The sequence below is a fragment of the Pseudoalteromonas sp. MB41 genome, assembly GCF_020966275.1.
In the GTDB taxonomy this organism is placed as follows: domain Bacteria; phylum Pseudomonadota; class Gammaproteobacteria; order Enterobacterales; family Alteromonadaceae; genus Pseudoalteromonas; species Pseudoalteromonas lipolytica.
The window spans coordinates 21,535-41,634 of the sequence record NZ_JAJJZF010000009.1 but is presented as its reverse complement, the minus strand read 5'-3'; the positions used below and the strand labels follow the sequence as shown (position 1 = coordinate 41,634).

General features: G+C 40.1%; 15 protein-coding genes. 7 read left to right on the top strand and 8 right to left on the bottom strand.

Going from position 1 to position 20,100, the window contains the following annotated elements:
- The first annotated feature begins 75 nt into the window (after window positions 1–75).
- Complete coding sequence (locus tag LPA49_RS10790) at window positions 76–2,574, top strand: EAL domain-containing protein (RefSeq protein ID WP_036971037.1); 2,499 nt, start codon at window positions 76–78, stop codon at window positions 2,572–2,574.
- A gap of 46 nt (window positions 2,575–2,620) precedes the next feature.
- Entirely contained in the window at window positions 2,621–3,430 is an 810-nt protein-coding gene (locus tag LPA49_RS10785) for a DUF2797 domain-containing protein (protein WP_036971040.1), read from the top strand.
- Here the strand turns inward: LPA49_RS10785 and LPA49_RS10780 are convergent.
- Window positions 3,427–5,931, bottom strand: coding sequence for an EAL domain-containing protein (locus LPA49_RS10780; RefSeq protein WP_036971043.1), 2,505 nt, complete (start codon window positions 5,929–5,931; stop codon window positions 3,427–3,429). The genes LPA49_RS10785 and LPA49_RS10780 overlap by 4 nt on opposite strands.
- A 78-nt stretch (window positions 5,932–6,009) precedes the next feature.
- Between LPA49_RS10780 and LPA49_RS10775 the strand changes: the two genes are divergently transcribed.
- A complete protein-coding gene (locus LPA49_RS10775) occupies window positions 6,010–6,303 on the top strand; it encodes a DUF4144 family protein (RefSeq protein ID WP_036971045.1) in 294 nt (97 codons plus the stop codon).
- Here LPA49_RS10775 and LPA49_RS10770 read toward each other — a convergent pair.
- From LPA49_RS10770 to LPA49_RS10745, 6 genes are all read right to left on the bottom strand, one after another.
- Window positions 6,300–7,220, bottom strand: coding sequence for a histone deacetylase family protein (locus tag LPA49_RS10770; protein WP_036971046.1), 921 nt, complete (start codon window positions 7,218–7,220; stop codon window positions 6,300–6,302). The two genes, LPA49_RS10775 and LPA49_RS10770, sit on opposite strands and share 4 nt — an antisense overlap.
- Window positions 7,221–7,288: 68 nt before the next feature.
- Window positions 7,289–8,836 carry a serine hydrolase gene (locus LPA49_RS10765; RefSeq protein WP_036971048.1) on the bottom strand — a complete coding sequence of 516 codons (1,548 nt, stop codon included), beginning with the start codon at window positions 8,834–8,836 and terminating at the stop codon, window positions 7,289–7,291.
- Window positions 8,833–9,348: a gamma-glutamylcyclotransferase family protein gene (locus LPA49_RS10760; RefSeq protein WP_036971050.1), complete on the bottom strand. Its 516-nt coding sequence runs from the start codon at window positions 9,346–9,348 to the stop codon at window positions 8,833–8,835. The genes LPA49_RS10765 and LPA49_RS10760 overlap by 4 nt, the downstream gene beginning before the upstream one ends.
- A gap of 7 nt (window positions 9,349–9,355) precedes the next feature.
- A complete protein-coding gene (locus LPA49_RS10755; protein ID WP_036971052.1) occupies window positions 9,356–9,976 on the bottom strand; it encodes a LysE family translocator in 621 nt (206 codons plus the stop codon).
- A gap of 7 nt (window positions 9,977–9,983) precedes the next feature.
- The gene (locus LPA49_RS10750; RefSeq protein WP_036971055.1) at window positions 9,984–10,766 is read right to left on the bottom strand and encodes a hypothetical protein; all 783 of its coding nucleotides are present in this window, start codon (window positions 10,764–10,766) and stop codon (window positions 9,984–9,986) included.
- A gap of 3 nt (window positions 10,767–10,769) precedes the next feature.
- Window positions 10,770–11,240 carry a CreA family protein gene (locus LPA49_RS10745; RefSeq protein WP_036971058.1) on the bottom strand — a complete coding sequence of 157 codons (471 nt, stop codon included), beginning with the start codon at window positions 11,238–11,240 and terminating at the stop codon, window positions 10,770–10,772.
- 101 nt (window positions 11,241–11,341) lie between these two features.
- Here LPA49_RS10745 and LPA49_RS10740 point away from each other — a divergent pair, with 101 nt between their 5' ends.
- From LPA49_RS10740 to LPA49_RS10730, 3 genes are all read left to right on the top strand, one after another.
- Entirely contained in the window at window positions 11,342–11,929 is a 588-nt protein-coding gene (locus LPA49_RS10740; protein ID WP_036971061.1) for an outer membrane beta-barrel protein, read from the top strand.
- Window positions 11,930–11,939: 10 nt separating this feature from the next.
- Window positions 11,940–12,269, top strand: a complete 330-nt coding sequence (locus tag LPA49_RS10735; RefSeq protein ID WP_065978132.1) for a 5-carboxymethyl-2-hydroxymuconate Delta-isomerase — start codon at window positions 11,940–11,942, stop codon at window positions 12,267–12,269.
- A gap of 909 nt (window positions 12,270–13,178) precedes the next feature.
- A complete protein-coding gene (locus tag LPA49_RS10730) occupies window positions 13,179–14,228 on the top strand; it encodes a metallophosphoesterase (protein WP_036971067.1) in 1,050 nt (349 codons plus the stop codon).
- A 344-nt stretch (window positions 14,229–14,572) separates the two neighbouring features.
- Here the strand turns inward: LPA49_RS10730 and LPA49_RS10725 are convergent, their stop codons facing one another.
- The gene (locus LPA49_RS10725; protein ID WP_036971070.1) at window positions 14,573–16,711 is read right to left on the bottom strand and encodes a winged helix-turn-helix domain-containing protein; all 2,139 of its coding nucleotides are present in this window, start codon (window positions 16,709–16,711) and stop codon (window positions 14,573–14,575) included.
- 341 nt (window positions 16,712–17,052) lie between these two features.
- Between LPA49_RS10725 and LPA49_RS10720 the strand changes: the two genes are divergently transcribed.
- Window positions 17,053–20,085: a TonB-dependent receptor gene (locus LPA49_RS10720; protein WP_230236523.1), complete on the top strand. Its 3,033-nt coding sequence runs from the start codon at window positions 17,053–17,055 to the stop codon at window positions 20,083–20,085.
- Window positions 20,086–20,100: the final 15 nt, after the last annotated feature.

The window sequence follows — 20,100 nt, the reverse complement described above, 5'->3', positions numbered from 1 at the left end:
TGAAAAAAGCGCAGTTTAACTGCGCTTTTTTAATGCTACACTGTAGTAAAGTATTAATTTGTTAAAGAACCCATTTTGAATAATAAAACGCTGAAATATCATTTTGTTTCATTTTTTATTCTTGCAACTTTGTTTTTTATCATCACGACTTTGTCGACTCATCTTGCAAGCCCTACTCGTTATACTATTGATAAAACAGCGCCTGTATACACCCACACAGCTTACCGTATTGACGACACTGAATCATTAACCCTTAAAGAGCTCCTTTCTGAGCCAAAGAAATTAATTGAGCAACCCTTCGAGTACATAGAATGGGATTTAGCGGCAAAAGATTACTGGCTCAAGCTAGACCTGGAAAATAGACAATCGAAAGCAATTGATTTATTTATCCACTTCGACAATCCCATGGTTGACTATTTAACCCTGTTTGAATTGGATGCTGATCAAAAGCTGATCAAAAAAACGAGATTAGGCGATAAAGTTACTGGGCTTAACTTATTTCAGTACAGTACGCCTCATGCGTTACTCACATTACAGGCTAACGAACAAACAACTCTGGTTGTAAAAATTGATACGGTTGGTATCAGCAAAACCCCCATCAAAATTTATGGTAAAAACGAATTTCAACACCTTATTCGCTCACAAGTGGGGATTTGGGGGATATTTATTGGCGTGCTTATCATGGCGGCCCTTTATAACTTAGTGTTATTTTTTGGTATTCGTGACCGTGTTTACCTAATTTACATTGGTTATATCATTTCAGCCTTATTACTTATGGGCTCAGTACTGGGTTTTGGTTTTTATTTATGGCCTCTTTCATGGCAACTATTTTTTAATGAACACGTCGTTTTTAGTAACTATGCCATTGCCTTTTTCACGGTCGCATTTTGCACCATGTTTTTGCGTTACCACAAAGACAACTGTCTTCTCTACAAACTCAGCATTAGCTTTTTAGCCTTACTGTTCAGTTTTAGCTTAATTAGCTTCTTTATGTTGGAGTACCATTCGTCAAAGATTTTCTTTGCCTTAATGGTGCCGCTGTATATTTTATGTATTTGCATGATTTACAAAAAGCTTGTGAGTGGCTTTCGTTGGGCAAAGTTTTATGTGATGTCATGGGTCCCGTTAATAATAGGTGCTGCTGTGCAACCACTCGAATTAACGGGTTTTATCCCTTACAGTTTTGCAACTCGCCACCTATTTTTAATTGCGATTTTATGCGAGATCGTATTAATGGCAATGGCTTTGGCCGACCGTGTACGGTACCAACGAGAGAAAGCGCTGTATCATGCGACTCATTCGCAGCAAACAAAATTACTTAATCAGGCCATGTTAAAGCAAGCCTACATGAGAATGATAAATGAGCATAGAAACGCCAACTTATGCTTGTTAAAAATCGAGCAGTTTAATGCCTTAATGAGCATTTTAAATCCGACCCAAAGCAGTCATATCATTACCACAGTTGCTAAATCTTTAGAGCACCAACTTAGCAAACAAAGACAGTTTATAAGCTTAGAATCCTCACTGGATACCGCCCCAAAGGTAGCCGATTTAGGCAACGGCATACTGGCTTTTGTTTCAACCAAAATTCAACCGCAAGACGAGCTCAACGAAGAACTCAATACGCTTTGCAAACAACTGCCAAAGCAGTATCAAATATCAGGGCTAGATTTACAGCTTTATTACCGCTTCAGTATTACAGAACCTGTGGAAAATGATGGTTTTGACTCTTGGTTACAACGCGGCTATTTAGGGCTGTCACAAAAGCACCAAAATACAGATACAACCGCCCCACATATCGACATGGATTTAAGTTTAGCGGTGTCATTACAACACGCGATTCGCAGCAACTCTCTCGCCATTTACTTGCAACCCATTGTCAATTTACGCACCGGAACTATCGTGGGTGCTGAGGCGCTATTGCGCTGGCCATCAGCCGATAAGCACCTTGATATTGAGCAACTAATTTTACTTGCTGAACGCACAGGCCTTATCAACGAGCTAAGCTTATGGGTTATCGAAAAAGCATGTCAGACAGTGGCAAAACTGAATCAACAAGGCTATTACGATCACACGATTAGTGTGAATTTAAGTGCTAAAAATTTAGCCATTCCTAAATTAATCGAAAAAATCGAAAACAGTATCTTAAAGCACGGGGTTTCTGCTGCGCAGTTAAAATTTGAGTTAACTGAATTTGCACTGATAAAAAATCACACTGATATGGTGCGTTTCGTAAATGAATTAAATAAATTAGGAAGCCAAGTGATTCTTGATGACTTTGGTACAGGCTACTCTTCATTGAATTATTTAGTTAATTATTCATTTAGTACCATTAAAGTTGATAAGTCATTTATTCTCGACCTTACCAACAACGAGACACACCAAGTTATCGTTAAAACAGCCATTGATATGGCTCATAACCTGGATATGAATATCACCGTTGAAGGCATTGAGGATCAAACGACAGAACAGTTATTAATTAAAATGGGCGCCGACCAAGGACAAGGTTTTTATTACAGCAAAGCGATTCCATTCGATGAGTACCTGTCGTTAATTGCCACACATTCTAAATAGAGCATGTTACACTAGCCTTTTTTACATCTTTAGGGGCTATGTAAAGATGCAAGGCACACTTCGCAAATTAAAATCGTCGCACGCTGCACCCGTTCAATACCACCTGCCAATTGGTGATGAACTCGTTTCTTTAAATGATTACATTGGCAAAACACTGACACTGACTTTTACAGGCAATATTTTTTGTAGCAACTGCGGCAAGAAAACCAAAAAAAGTTACTCGCAAGGTCACTGCTTTGTATGCATGCGTAAGCTCGCTAGCTGTGATATGTGTATTATGAAACCAGAAACATGCCACTTTGATAAAGGGACTTGCCGCGAGCCACAATGGGGGGAAGAAAACTGCATGATCCCTCATTATGTCTATTTAGCAAACACTTCTGGATTAAAAGTCGGTATTACCCGTCACACGCAAATCCCCACTCGTTGGATTGACCAAGGCGCGACCCAAGCACTTCCTATCTTTAAAGTGCAAACTCGACTTCAATCGGGTCTTGTTGAAGTTGCTTTAGCACAGTTTATCGCCGATAAAACGAACTGGCGAAACATGTTAAAAGGCCAATCAGAAGTCATCGATTTAAAAGCTGCTGCTGCAGAACTTATTCCGCAAATAGAGCCTAAGCTCTCTGAACTTGCAGCGCTTTTTGGTGCAACAGCCATTGAAAAACTTAACGAAGACGTTGTTGAACTAGACTACCCTGTTAGCGAGTATCCGACAAAGGTTAGCTCTTTTAACTTTGATAAAAACCCTGAGGTATCTGGCGTACTTCAAGGTATTAAAGGTCAGTACCTCATTTTTGATACTGGCGTCATTAATATTCGTAAATTTACGTCTTATGAAGTCACTCTGGGTTAAGCACTCTGGGCTTTAGCAAGATAAAAGTCATACCATTGCTGCTTCGCTATGGGGCGGCAAAAGTAATACCCTTGGATGGTATCGCAGTTAAGCATTTGCAAATAGTTTAGCTGCTCTATTTTCTCCACGCCTTCAGCAACCACATGAATACTTAGACTTTTTGCAAGCGTAATTATTGCAGTTACAATCTCACTATTGCCATATTCATCCGGCACTTTGGCGATAAAACTGGCATCAATTTTCAATGTATCAATGGGTAACTTGGTTAAATAACTTAGCGCAGAATACCCCGTGCCAAAATCATCAAGCGTAATATGCACACCGAGTTTTTTTAGTGCAAGTAACTCTTGCTTCGCTTCACTAAAATGACTAATAAAGCAGCTTTCTGTTAGCTCAATTTCTAACTTGCGGGGGTCTACATCATATTGTTCAAGTAAACGCGCAACATTAGATGCCAGCAACCCCTGACGTAAATGATTGGCCGAAATATTAATCGCTAAACGGCCTGCCTCAATATCATATTGCCGCCATTTGGTTAATTCCTTACAGGCTTGCTCGATCACCCATAAATCAAGCTTAACAATTAAACCAAGCTCTTCTGCAAGGGGGATAAATTTGGCAGGCGATATCACACCTAAACTCGGCTCTTGCCAGCGTAATAATGCCTCAACGCCTAATATTTTACCGCTATTTAAATGCTGCTTAGGCTGAAAGTACAATTCGAATTCATCGCTTTCGATAGCATTTTGTAAACGACTCATCATCGCTAAACGCTCTAAAGAACGTGCATTCATCGCGGGCTTAAAGAGCTGAAATGAGTTTCGTCCGACTTCTTTAGCACGGTACATCGCTATGTCGGCATGTTTAAGCAACGTTGCACTATCAATGCCATCATCGGGGTAAACAGCCGCGCCGATTGAAGCAGTAATCGCAACCTCATGTTCATTAATTAATAGTGGCATACTGACTTGTTGTAATACTTGCTCTGCGAAGCCCAATAAAGTTTCAACACGGCTCACTTCGCACAGCAATACAAACTCATCGCCACCTAAACGCGCTAGAGTGTCTCCTTGGGGGAGAATAGATAAAATACGATCTGCAACTTGCGCTAATAAGTTATCGCCAGCATCATGCCCTAAGCTGTCATTGACTTCTTTAAAGCGGTCTAAATCAATAAACATCACAGCGAGTAGATCATCGTTTCGCTTAGCCGCACTTAATGCGATTGAAAGCCGGTCATTAAATAAGCGTCGATTAGGCAGACCGGTCAATTCATCGTAATAGGCAAGCTGTGAAATCTTTTCTTCTGCGCGCTTACGCTCCGTGATATCACTGAAAATAGCAGCGTAAAGAATTTCATCAACATTAGGGTCTTTAATTTTAATGATGGTCAACCACTCAACAAACTCTTCCCCCCCTTTTTTGCAGTTACAAATTTCTCCCTGCCAAACTCCGTCGTACTCAATGGCATGCCACATTTTCTGATAAAAAGAACGACTGTGTTTTGTAGAACTTAAAATACTCGGCCGTTTGCCGATGACTTCATGCTCAGCAAAACCTGTTAGCTTTGTGAACGCGGGGTTTACTTGAATAATCGTGCCGTCTCTTTGAGTCAGCATAATGCCATCGAGTGAAGCATCAATAATCTTATTAGCAAGGAATAAGTTACGCTGAGACTTTTGTAGTGCAATGTCGCGTTGTTCAATTGCACGCTCTAATTCACAGCAATAAGCCGATTCAATTTCAGTAATCAAATCGGCAAATGAAATAACGCCACAAATATCGGTATCTCTCACAACAAGATGACGTACATTTCGATCAGACATCAATCGGTACGCATCAAATAGGCTGCTTTCACTATCAATTTCAATCAATGGATAACTTGCATACTGCCAACAAGGATTTAGCCATTCAGTTTGAATGATCAACCCAACAATATCACGCTGCGTAATAATGCCATGAATGTCTAACGCTTGATTATAAACAAGAACGCTTTCAAGGCGCTTCGCGCGCATAATATCAACCACGCCTTCGATAGACATCGCTGAGTCCACAATTTCTAAATCGGTGCGGTATTGCTCATGAATGGGTCTAAACTGTAAATAATGATCAAGCCCTTGATTATGAACTATATCAGAAAGGCTGAGCATTCCCGCGGGCTGCTTATCGTTATCCAATACCAACAAGTGACGAATCCCATGTTGCTGAAAACGCAATGTCGCATCACTCAGCAAGCACTGACTTGGCACAGAAACAACTGGCGCCGACATCACCTCGTGAATCGCCACATCTTTAAAAACAGGGCTGGTAATGTCTACCTGCAAGCAGTCAGCTTCGGTCCAAATACCGACAATTGATTGTTCGTGTTTAACAAAAATAGCCGTTACATTATGAACATGCATCAACCGCACAGCATCAACCAGCGGAGTATGCGCAGGGCACGATACCAGCTTTTGCGAGAAAACATCACCGACCTTTTGATGGCGTCTTGGTTGATTCATAAGCAAACTTACCTAGTTTTGAAAGGAGTTAGCAATTATAATCATTTCAACCTATGTAGCTTTGATGCAGGACAATAAATGCACCAATCATTTCCCTTGATCATCTGCGCACAGCAGGAGTTGGATTACTTAAAAGATGAGAGTGATCTGGAGAGTTTCTTATTTAATTTAGATGAAAATCAAAAAAATCAGGTCATTTTAATAGCCAAAAACGGCCAGCACTTTGACTTAAATAATAACCAACTCGCCCCATTGAGTGATACAGATCTGGCAAAGCGCGTAACGCAACATTTAACTCAAGAAGGTATTTGTTGTCTCAGTAAGGTAACGAGACTGACTACGCAACAAGCATTTTCACTGCTGGAGTCTTAGGGCGCATCCACCAGCGCTTTTACATGAGCAACGGCGCTGCGACCTAATGCAGAAAGAGCGTATCCCCCTTCTAAAAAAGACACAATACCCCGGCAGTGTTGTTGCTCACACAGCTCAGCGAGCTGAGATGTTAGCCATGCATAGTCATCTTCTACAAACTTTAAGCTTGCCATATCATCTTCTAAATGAGCATCAAATCCCGCACTTATGAATAATAACTCAGGCTGAAATTCAGTCAGTTTAGGAAGCCATTGCTCAAGATAAACAGCTTTTAAATCATTACCATCACTGGCAATTGGCAAGGGGGAATTAACCAGAGTTTGATTATTTTCAACAGCCGTATTCGGATAAAAAGGATGTTGGAACAAAGAGCAAAATAATACATTTTCATCGTCTAAAAAGATGTCTTGCGTACCATTACCATGGTGGACATCAAAATCAACAATTGCAATGCGCTGAACCCCTTTACTTTGGGCATACTTAACCGCAATTGCTAAATTATTAAAGACACAAAACCCTGCAGAAGTGGTACGGTTAGCATGATGGCCAGGGGGTCTTATAGAACAAAATGCTGCATCAATGTTATCAGCAAGAATTTCATCAACCGCAAGTATGCCCGCCCCTACAGCTCGCTCAATGGCTTTCATCGAGTCGGGACATAACCATGTATCACCATCTAGTTCAGCAAGGCCTGAGCTTGGAATCGTTTGCTCAACATGCCGAACAAGGGATTCATCGTGAGCACGTAAGAAGTCATTCCGGGTGGCTTTGGGCGCTTGTAAATGAGTTACCGCAATATCAACACCGCTTGCCAGTAAGCGATCAGTGATCATATCTAATCGTGCTGGACACTCTGGATGATCTTCTATCATTTTGTGTTTACGGCACATTGGGTGTGAGATAACAGCCGTTCTCATAACATGCTCCTTGAACAATTTTCTCCGATTATAACAAAGCCGCCATGTGGCGGCTTTGCGACTTTGGTTTACTTTTTAGCCTGTAAATCGAGGTTTCTAAAGTCAAAGCTAAAGTCAGTGACCTCGGTCGAAACGGCACGCATTGTCGCGCTACTGACACGGTTATCGGGGTTCATTTGGAACTCGATATACGCATCTGCTTCAAGCAGCTTCTCATCCCATTTAACAATAAACGTATTACCCGTGTAATGCTCAAGCTGGCCTTTTAAACGTTTGGTATGAGTGAAATCAATACGTAGTTGACCATTTAATTCTTCAATTATTACATCGCCATACCAGTTATCATGCAATGTGCCTGTGTAATTAATATTAGGCAGTTTAGGTTGATAATCAGCGGGGGTTTCTGGCGTAGCGTTCGCGTAGGCCTTTTCTTTGTTCTCAAAATGCTTTTTCGCTAACTCTTCCACCCAATCTTTATCGTCAAGTTCAAGGGCATCTTCCAATACTTCGTAAGTCACAGCTGATAATGCACTGAATGCTTGCTGGTTACTTAAAATGACAATCCCAAGGTTTTTCTCTGGGAGTAACGTTACTTGCGAAACCATGCCAAGAATCCCCCCACCATGGCCTAGCTTTTTAATTCCATGAAAGTCTTCAATACTCCACCCTAAGCCATAACCTCTAAATTGCTGATGATACATGTCATAGGCACTTTTTGATGCCAGTGAGGTAATGTGTGGATGCCACATTTGCTGCTGTTGTTTTTCTGTGAATAGTTGCTCACCGTTAGGCATTTTTCCGTGAGCAAGTTGTGTACGTAGCCACTGGCTCATATCGTTTACACTGGATGCTATTGCACCTGCACCACGAAAATCTTCTAAGTAATTAACGAAAAATGGGTGTAACTGACCATCCATCGGAATGTGGCCTATTGCCCAGTTTTTATTGCTTTTAGGAATACGTGAAAAACCTGCTCGTGAATTTTCCATCGCAAGGGGTTGTAGTATGTTTTTTTCGATATAATCATTCCAGCTCATGCCTGATACGCGTGCAACGACTTCGCCTGCCGTAACAAACATTAAATTGTTATACGCATACTTACTGCGAAAACTACTTGCCGGTTTTAAATATTTTAGACCTGCGATAATCTCATCAATCGATTTATCCGTGTCAGGCCAGATCATCAAATCGCCCTGGCCTAAACCAAGGCCACTGCGATGGCTTAATAAATCGCGTATGGTCATTTCTCGGGTCACGTACGAATCGTATAAACGAAACTCAGGTAGGTGATCAATCACCTTGTCATCCCAATTTAACTTACCTTCATCAATCAATTTTGCTAACGCGGCTGCCGTGAACGCTTTTGTATTAGAGGCGATACCAAATAACGTGTCTTTGTTCACTTTTTTACCGGTATCAAGGTTCGCAATACCAAAACCTTTAGCTAGCACTACCTTGTCATTTTCAACAATCGCAACAGCCATCCCCGGTACATCAAAACGTGCCATTGAGGTTTCAATAACTTTTTCTATTTTTTGCGTGTCGATATCGGCATAGCTGTTAAATGCACAGCTAGTTAACAGCGCAGCTGCTACGGCTAATTTACGGAATGTCATAATGTACCTTGGTGATTTTTATTGTTATGAATAGCGAACTCTTTCGCTGCTCGGGTTTTATCTGGATCATCGCGACTATCTCGCGATAGGATAGCTTCACTGTAATGATTTGGCACGCCAGCTTCAAGTGCGCCGCGATGAACATGCTGTAGATACCAGTCGAATGGCAGTAACGCGCTGTCTAATGTATTGGCAATGTAGCAATGCGCTGTCAATTGCTCACCTTCAACTAATTCTACACACACATCAACACAATCGTATCGTGGACCTTCAATTTCATCTAATATCGCTTTTTCAGCTAAACTTAACTGATACACCACACCATAAACTAACGCTTCAGGCTCGTGGGTTTGACGAATACTGCATTTAGCTGAGCCATCTGTGCTCACCATATCAAACGTCAGTTCGTAGCCTTTCAATACCGCTGTCCCGACACGCTTTGCTTCAGGCAGCCTAGCTAATAGACGACTTGACGACATGTTTGACCCAAATGAAAAGTTATATACTGTCATAATCACCTCACACGACTACACGAATGGCTAAGGCAATTAGCACCACACCAATGCCTCTATCAAACCAATAACCACGCTTTAAAAAAAATGCACGAACCGATGCCTTGGAAAGCACCAGTGATAAAAATGAAAACCACAGCCAAGTAGCAACAGCCATATACACCCCATAGCTAGCTTGCACTCCAACTGGCGTATCAGGGCTAATTACAAGTGTGAATAACGACATAAAAAATAATGTCGCTTTAGGATTAAGCGCATTAGTAAAAAAGCCCCGCCGAAACGCTTTGAAGTAGGATTCAGGTGCAGTTTCAGTGAGTGTTTGTTCATCAGTGTGAGCGGGCTTAGCACTGCGAATTGCGTGTACGCCTAAATAAGCTAAATATGCACCTGCCACGTATTTAAGCACCATAAATAAGCTGGGTGATTGTGACAAAATAAGCGCCACACCTAAAACACAATAGCCAATATGCAGCAGTATTGCCGCGCCCACTCCCGCACTAGTCCAAAGCGCATTTTTACGCCCTTGTTGAATACTTTGTTTAAGCACCACTGCAAAATCAGGGCCGGGGCTTGCCACAGCAAAAAAATGCGCCACAGCAATTAATAAAAATTCATCAACATATTGCACGTGCTAACTAACCTACTTTTTGTTCATCTAAAGCAAGTAGCAAAGGATTAGCGCTATCATTAATAAAGGCTTTTATCTGCTTTTGTGCTTTTTTATATTGGCTACGTAAATGTGGTTTCAAATATTTTTTAGTTTGATTGTCTGTTTTAAAGTGCGTGACCAGTGCATGCATAAATAACGTTTGAGGCTCTGTTAATGCAGCCTGACGATTTGCATACGGATTATAACCACACCCACATCCACCTTTAAACTGATAGACCGTGTTACTCATCATAACCCCAAACCCTAAATAACACGCAAGTGCATCACTGGCCTGTGGTAAAAACTCTTTTCCACCTGGCGGTAACACGCCAACATGATGAATCAATATGGTTGCCAACGTACCAGCAAAGCTCGCCACTAAATCTTGTGGTTGGTTAATTTGATTTTGGTTAAACGACACATTAATCAAATGATTGGCAGGTACCATAAGCGTTGCACTTTCCCCTCTTAATGAGTCTTGAAACGCAAAATGAGGAAATACCTGTGGTGTTAATTGCGAGGGCGAGACCAAATTAACTGGCCACGCTTGCATGCCGGCATAATCAACAACGCGGGCAAATACCTTTTTTGCCATGTCTTCAATGCTAGACACACTGTCAGGAAAGAACTGACTATTCGGCAAAATTATTTGTGTCTGATTTAAAAAGTAATCGCTGTCAAAGTGTTCAACAGCCCACATAAACGTGTCTATTAACCATTGTTGTTCTTGTTCATCAACTAATGGGGCTGATTTAAATAGTGCTAACATAATTTACTCTTGTGAAAGTGCCCACTGCCATGCTTCGGTATTATACAAAGGCACCGTAGATAAGGCGTGATGATGGCTGCCTGTTGACTCTTTGGTTGAATAAGACAGATACAATAAAGTACGCGTTGGCGCATCATAAATGCGACGGACTTTTAACGATTTAAATAAAATACTTTTCGATGACTTAAACACCACTTCACCAGATTTACTACGATCGATACTTTGTAACTGCTGAGCCGTAATTGGTCCCGTTTGACGACACGATATCGACATATCCGATGGATCGGCAAAATCGAGGTTCGCCTCAATATGACTAATATGACAGGTGACACCGCTAATAAGTGGGTCTTGTTGTGATACAACTTTAATATCTTTAGTCGTAAATAGCCCTAGACTGACAGACGCAGCCTCATCCGAACAGCCGTTGAGCAACGCCAAAATCGCTGCACAGGCTACATATTTCAGTAACTTCATGTTAGTTATCCTTATAAAAACGCGCGTTATGCATTTACAACAATTTGCCTGCTATGTTTCAATACTATCTCAAAACATCCTCAACAACGAGCACCTAAACAATGAAAAAGTCGCTAACTGTATTGTGCTTAATGCTAACGAGTTTCACCGCCTCTGCTGGGTATTCTGTCAGTGCAGGTTTTGGCAAGAATTTCAGTCAATCATTAGAAACCGAAGAAAACCTAAAAGTTGATCTCGACGATGATAGTCAATTTACATTCAGCATTGACCGAACTATTGAATCAGCACGGTATGGGCTATTTTACTCAGCAACAACATTGAATATGGAAGCACAGAGTGATAAGAAAATCGAGATGCAATACCTACTATTTCAAAGTGCTGTTGAAGTGCCTCTAGGTAAAAACATCAGTGGCTTTGTCGGTGCACAAATTGGTGCAAACCATGTTAGTACCAACTTTACAGAGTCTGATACCTTTTTTACCACAGGCTTATATGCCGGTGCTGAGTACTTATTTACCGACAATGTACGTGTTTATGTTGAAAGTCGCTGGTTGGCGACTATTGTAAATAATGCAAGTAATGTGTCATGTACCTTGCCCACATCAGAAAACGAACAATGCCTTTGGCATTTCGACGGTGATGTGTTGAACCAATTTCAGACAAACATCGGTTTTAGCTACCGCTTTTAAGGAACACCCCATGCCGCATATTGTTATTGAACACTCTGAAGACTTACCAATTCTTCCGCAAGTGCTGGTTGAAAAAGTACACTTGGCAGTCTTTGATTCTGGTTTATTCGAACTATCAACCATAAAAACGCGTGCCATCGCTTATCAACACTACCAGCTAGGTGAAGGAAAAGACGGTTTTATTCACATTAGCGCATCGATAATGCAAGGTCGTACCGTTGAACAAAAGCAACTCTTGAGTGAGCAATTGCTGAATTGTTTGAGAACATACTGTCGTCGTTCATACAGCTTAAGTGTCAACATTTCCGACATGAACCCAGACATTTACTGCAAGTGTTAAACAATTTGCTGAGTTAGAAACTCTGTTCATAAGCATTTCATTTCTATTTAAGGCAACAAATAAGCAGTAAGCACTCACCACGCTCATTGGGCAACAATGCAAAACCCAATGAGCAACTCTGTGCATATTCAGCTCTCCCTTTAAATCAAAAGAATGTGCTGTTTAAAAATGATAATAACTTGCTTGCTTAGTCATTAAGCGAACATCCTCAGTACACTTAGATTAGTGTCGTGGTTCTCACTCAATGCTTTACTCTCCCTCTAACACTATTTCAGCGCCGAATGCTGTTAGTAGTCGCTTTTTCAAAGTGTTACCCAGTAATAAAACAAGCTAATAAACCATCAAAAGAGAGCGAATATTACATAGTTACTAGCTTTTAGGTACTGGCTTTTAGGTACTGGCTTTAACGTACTCACTTTAGACTAATGAGTTACATAGCTACAATCTTATTCGCTTCTCTTTAAAATCATCAAAAACATAACAAATTGTTTTTATTAAACAATATTTAAAAATAGATGTAAAAAAGACATATAAGCCATCAAAAATAGAGTTTAAATGATTTGTTACCTCATTCTGTAATTGCGATAACTCATTACAGGTGCTCTTTTCGCCTTACCTTAGTGATGGATGTTGCAATGAATTAACACCTTCGAGTACATCCCTAGCACCTGATGATAGAGACAAATAACGTAACGCACATAGAAAATTAGGAGGTAAAAATGAATAATCACTCCATAGCAAAGCGAAAGCATAAGTATCGTGAAGAGCAAAAAGGTGTACTGGCTTTAATGCTTGATTTTACGTTTATTATTTTCGTTACATTAATCTGCTCTTTATATATTTACTCACTTTGCTTTATATCTCTTAAAGCTTTGTAATACGCAATTAAAGAGAACCCGAGGTATTAACATGCTCTTTTCTAAGTTTTTAATTTACACATTACTTCTTACAAACTCATTGTTTATCACCACAGCATTGGCACACAATAACGATGAAAAAAGCACCAAGTATGATGATGGCCCTTATTTATTTTATAATAACAATCACATCCAACAATTTGATGTGATTAACAGCAAGCTAGAAATTACAAACTATGCTGGCCCACTTGCTATTCCTGAGGAGTTTAAAGCGACAGACAAGGATCAATATAGTGATGTAAAAAAGTTTGCTGCAATCAGTGATATCCATGGGCAATTTGCAATATTTAAAAAATTGCTCATCAACAATGGTGTAATAAACGACGCATTAAATTGGCAGTATGGTACTGGGCACCTAATCATAACTGGCGATATTTTTGACCGTGGCGACACTGTTACAGAAGCACTTTGGCTAGTATTCAAGCTTGAGCAACAAGCAGCAATTGCCGGAGGTCACGTTCATTACCTTCTCGGTAATCATGAATATCTAGTTTTGCGAAATGACCAACGCTACCTGCACCCCAAATATAAACATACCGTCTCGTTTTTTAACGATAATCTAACAGAGCAATACAGCGTGCAAAGTGTGTTAGGCCGCTGGTTAAGAAGTAAATCAACCATTATAAAATTAAATGACTTTATTTTTTTACATGGGGGCATTCATGAGGACTTTCTGAATCTAAACATGACACTTGAAAGTGCAAACCAAGCGTTTAGAGACAGCATATCTAAAAGTAAGAAGGAATTAAAAGCCAATCCTTTATGGGCTACTTTACATGGAAAAACAGGCCCTATCTGGTATCGAGGCTACTTTAGAGATGAGCAACTTAAAGATGAAGCGGTTGCTGGCGTGCTAAGAAAGTTACAAGCGAGTAAAGTAATCGTAGGCCATACTTCAATGCCATCAATCGAAACGCGTTTCGATGGTAAGGTTATCGCGATCGACAGCTCAATCAAACGAGGAAAAGAAGGTGAATTGCTCCTATGGGAAAACAACCAGTTTTTTAGAGCAACGCTTACCGGTGAAAAAAAGCCACTGTAATAAATGCAATTTAAAGCTGCAACATTAACCACCCAATGCTTAAAGGAGTGCTTAATGTTGCAGTTAACTACACCGTTAATGAGAATGGGTAATGAATAACAGGTAACTGAACAGATTAAGACGTACTTGCACTTAAGGCATTTAGTTTTAAACCCACAGTGTTAAAACCCACTTAGTCTTGTACGCGCTTAGCCTTAAGCCCTCTTGTTTTACACAGAATTTGTCCCCTATTTCGCTGCCTTGGCTATCAGATAAAGACACCGTAATTACATATACATGCCTTTTCTTTTAATACTTACCGGCAAAGCTGTAAAACAGAGGCAGCAAAACTAGAGTTAGAGAAACTAGGGTATAAACTCGGCAGGTAAACGCTTGATCTCTATATCAGGCAATAAATAAGCGGTATAGACTAACCAACGCTCATTAGGTATGTAGGTTAAACCTGATGAGCGGCTGTATGCTCGTTCAGGTAACGCAATTAAATCAAAATGACGTTGTGTTTCTAAATCATAATAGCTAATACGGTAGTCGCCTAAGCGCACTTTATAGTAATAAATACGCCCTTCATGAAAAGCATTTTCAGCAACATATAACCATGTATAGTGATGCGCTAAATTAATATCCTGTACCAGTAATTCTTCTACACCTGTGTCGTGATGCTTAACCCAAATAGCATCATTTGAGTTACTAAATAATATATCGCCTTGCGATGTCTCAATACCATAACGAGCTTTAGTATTTACAGCCTTGCCTTTAATTTGCCCATTTAAATCATAACGGTATAAATAATCACCATCCGACACCAAAAACGATTGACTGTCTGCTGAAAATCTCGGCTTAATATCAGGCTTAAATGGCAGCGTTAGCGCTTGGCTTTGCTCGACTTTGAAATCATAAAAATATAAAGACGTGCGTCCTTTGTTTTCCAAAAAGAACAAAATATAGCGGCCATCAGGTGACCACGTAGGATCGAGTATTTGCCCTGTAACATGACTAAAATCAGTAAGCTGTTTGCGAGAACTACTATCAGGGTTCACAATCCATAATTGTGAACTACCAGATTCATCAGATACATATAAAAGTTTATTCTGTTGCTCGTTATATTCAGGAAAACGAGAGCTAAAATTAGTTGAAAGCATTGAAAAAGGTGAACTTGCAACTTGCTCGTCTATTTTCAAGCGCGTGATCACTCTATCGAGATCCCACTGATGATAATACACACTGCCATCACTACTAAAGTTAGGTGAACTCATACCTGCAATTTGTGTATTTATTAAAGAGTTGTCACTTATGTCGTAAAAGTACCCATAACGCTTTCCTGCTTCCACAGCTGTAAAAGCCAGTTTATCTTTATGTGGATGCCAATCAACGCCATGAATATCAACAAAATTATCGGTAATGCGGCGGCTTTCCCCAGAAGACACATCGATTAAAAACAATGCTTTTTGATCATTTTCAACATTTCGAGTCACCACTACTTGCTGAGCATCCGGAGAAAATGACACTGATTCATCGATTACGTCACAGTGATCTGTACAGGGTATAAATGTTTCACTTAATTGATTAGCATGTAAATCAAGTAGTTTTAAGCGACTAACAGACTTACCAGATTCAGAAATTTGTTCATCAATATAAACTAATGTACGACCATCAGCACTAATGTCTAAATCAGTTCGAAACTGACGACTACACTCAGTCAGTACCACACTGGTTGCATTCACTAAAGAGAGTTTAACAATCTCACAAAACTTATTTGTTTGATACCGATAATAATAGAGAGTCTTTGCATCAGGACTGAATACAGAGTGGCCTTTAGCATAAGGTGAGTCAGTGAGTTGTTTTGCTGGGTGCTCAGGAAAGTGCAAATCACGTAAGTATAAGTTGGTCGGTTTGCCTAACTGTCGCCATAAATACACTAAATAATGCTGGTCGTTTGATATCGCAGGGTATATTTCTCGCCCGGGGCTTGCCGTTACGCTTTCGATACTGTTAAGGGGGAGTGAAAATGCAGTATTATCTTGATTATCAGGTTGGGTAGAAAACTGCCAATACAAAGCAACAACACTAATAACAGAAATGGCTACAAAAGCCCCCGCAAGAATCGGCCTAATCAATGATAAGCGCCTACTTTTGTTTTTTTCGTTTCCACTTAACGCACATTCAGAGGGAGGTTGAACCAGTCGATACCCTGTTTTACGCAACGTTTCTATATAAGTCTGTTCAGGGTCAAGCTCTTTAAAAGCTTTACGTAAATGCCATATTGCATTGGTTAATGCTTTTTCACCAACATAAAAATTCCCCTCCCATACAATATTGATTAACTCTTCTCGGGTAATAGCTTCAGGATAACGCGCAACAAGACAAGCGAGTAATTCAATAAACTTTGGTTGTAAGATTTGCTCGCTATTATCATGGATCAGTTTGTTTTCGAGCGGGTTAATAACACAACGACCCAATTGATAAGCACGATTAGTTGTTTCCATTAACTCAAAATAACCCTCATTGTTGGTATGTAGCAGTATATAGCTTATTCAAGTTATCTTAAATCCTCCCTTTTAACCAGCTTTAAAGTTAAGAACTAGTTAATAGCATATCCAAAGTTAACCAACTGATTTTAAATAAATAGATATTCAATAGATGTTAAATAGAGACATAAACGAGTCATGGTTAGTTGTAGTTGCATTCACATTTATATAAAAGTTTTAACGTCAATACCTGACAACCAGAGTGTTGCTCGCTGTACATTTATACTTAACTGCCCTTAATTGAGCTTCACTCTGGTTTTTTAGAACTAAAAATAAACACAACATAAGTAGGAACACCCGTGAGAAATCAACTAATCAAACCGTGTGCTATCGCGCTTGCTGTAACGAGCGCTTTATGTCAGCAAGCTTATGCAAATGAAGCTGAAGAAGTTAAAATCGACCGTCAACAAACTGCTAACTCTGTTAATGTTGAACCCGAAGCCAAAGAAGACGTTGAGCAAATCATTGTTACTGGTTCACGCTTAAAGCGTGATAGTTTTTCTGTAACAACCCCCTTAGTAACGATGGACAAAGCGGCGATTGATGATTCAGGTTTTACCAACCTATCTGAAGTTCTCGTTGACAGTATGCCGGCTTTATCACAAAGCTTGGGTAACAATAACAGTCAGTCAAATATTTCAAATACTGGTTTATCAACCATTCAATTACGTGACTTGGGCGCGAATAGAACATTAACCCTAATTGACGGACGCCGTGTGGTTTCTAACAGCTACAGTGGTAACTATGTAAGTTTAAACACAATTCCTACAGGTATGGTAGAGCGTGTTGAAATTATTAGTGGTGGTGCCTCTGCAACTTATGGCGCTGATGCCGTAGCTGGTGTGGTTAATATTATCACTCAATCTAAAAAAGAAGGCGCTGAATTCCAAGCCAAAGCAGGCCGTACCGATGAAGGTGGGGGTAAAACCTTTACCATAGATGCAAGCTACGGTACTTCATATGCAGAAGACCGCGGTTATATGTATGTCAGTGCAAACTGGGACCGCGATTTTGGTATTAGCTATTACGACAGAAAACGCGCCCAAATTGAGGCCGATATTTTCTACGATGAAGATAACCTTTGTAATGGTGTAAACACGACTACGGGCGACCAATGTATGCGTGATACTACGCGTGCCGAATGGCGTGATAGAAGTGATGGCACACTAGGGGGGGTATTTTTAGAAAGCTCAAAATACGATACACAATATTGGTATGATGGCACTACACTACGTGATGATTGGAAAGGAAACGAAGAAATATACGGTATCCATTCAGCGCAGTACGTCATGCTTAATGTGCCGAGTGATAATTTTTCTTTAGCATTAAAAACTGACTTTGATATTACAGATTCAACAACGGCATATGCCCAAGTTCAGTACAGCCGAAGTGGTTCATTTAATGATAAGTCGCCAGAAGATGAATCAGAGTCAGATGGTGTTGCTTATCATGATCCTATCTCAGGTGAGGTTATTGAAATTTCACCAGGTTATATTCCTATTGATAACCCGTATGTACCTCAAGTAATTGCGAATGATGCAACCTATAAAAACCGCATTTACTGGGATCGCCGCTTTGGTGAAGTCGGCAACATTAGCACCGACAATGACCGTAAAACCATTCGTGCATGGGCAGGCTTACAAGGTACCATGTTTGATGATATGTGGGATTGGGATGTATCAGTTGGTTATGGTGAGTATAAACAAAAACAAATTCGCGCTAATGAGTTAAGTGTAGTCCGCCTACAACAAGCACTCGATGCTGAAAAACTGGATGATGGAACAATTCAATGTGCTGACAGTGATGCACGTGATGAAGGCTGTGTGGCCATAAACTTATTTGGTGAAGGCTCTATCACACCTGAAATGGCCGATTGGATACGTTCGACGCCGGTAATTGATACTACTAACAAACAACTGACCTTAATGGGGTATATTAGTGGTGATTTATTTGAACTACCAGCGGGTTATGTGTCGTCTGTATTTGGTGGTGAGTATCGCAGAGAATCACAAGATTTAGCGCTATCAGAAGATATGAGAACGGGTGGTATTACCTTTAATTTAGTACCTGAATTTTACGGCGAAGTAAATGTTGTTGAAGCGTTTGCTGAGTTTGGTATTCCACTCTTAAAAGATGTCGATTTCGCTAAAAGCTTAACAGCAGAAACGTCACTTCGCTTGTCAAATTATGATATTGGTGACATTGGTACAGTTGCAAGTTATAAACTGGGTTTCTTCTGGCAGCCAACTGATGACTTTGCTTTACGTGCCAATTATGCACGAGCACAACGTGCCCCCACTATCACCGAGCTTTTATCACCTGAACGTGGCGACTATGACTCATACGATGATATTTGCGATAAAGTAACAGCAACCTCTGACGATACTGGTCATGACAAGTGCCGATTAGATCCAAAAATTGCAGCTTTAATCGCAGAAGATTCTAGTTTTGAGTTTGAAGATGAAAACAGAGGCTATTCACCTGCAGCTGGTAACTTGAATTTAAAAGAAGAAACTGCTGATACCTATACATTTGGTATGACGTTTACTCCAAGTTATTTAGATGGATTCCAACTAGCCGTTGATTACTATGATATTGCTATTGAAGATGCAATTGATGAAGTAAGTAATGAAAATATTATGCGTCAATGTTATGCCTCTAATGCTGAGTACGGCGAAAATAACCCATACTGTAATGCCATAACACGTAATGATGAAGGTCAAATTACTAAAATACTACAGCGTGAATACAATCTTGATGAAATTCGCACACGTGGTTATGACCTTGTGGCTCAATACGGATTTGATATCAACGAATACGGTAAGATTGATCTAAAGCTTGATTACACCCATGTAATTGAACATTCACAAACATTTTTAGGTGAAGATGGTGAAATCGTAACCTCTGATTTTGCTGGTTACGGGCGTGGTAAAGACAAAGCATCATTATCACTTGCTTGGAGCAATGAAGACTTCCGTGTTCGTTGGAGTACACATTTCAAAGGCAGCTTCGGAGAGGATCAAGAGCTAGATACTGAGTATAAAGATTTGATTGCTGAAAATGCAGAAGAGTGTGCTAAGGCATCAGATGATTGTATCAGTAACCCTGAGCCACTTGCATATCAAGCATTCGGATCTTACATAAAACACAATCTAACAGCCTCTTACAATATGGAATTAGATAACAAGAGCGATCTACGTCTATCAGCAGGTATTAATAACGTGTTTGATAACAATGGGGCGTTCTTCCCACACGGCAAAGGTAACTTCAACCCTGACTGGGGCGGTGGTAAAGGACGTTACTTCTTTGTATCTGCAAAATATAACTTCTAAAAAAGTATATTAGTG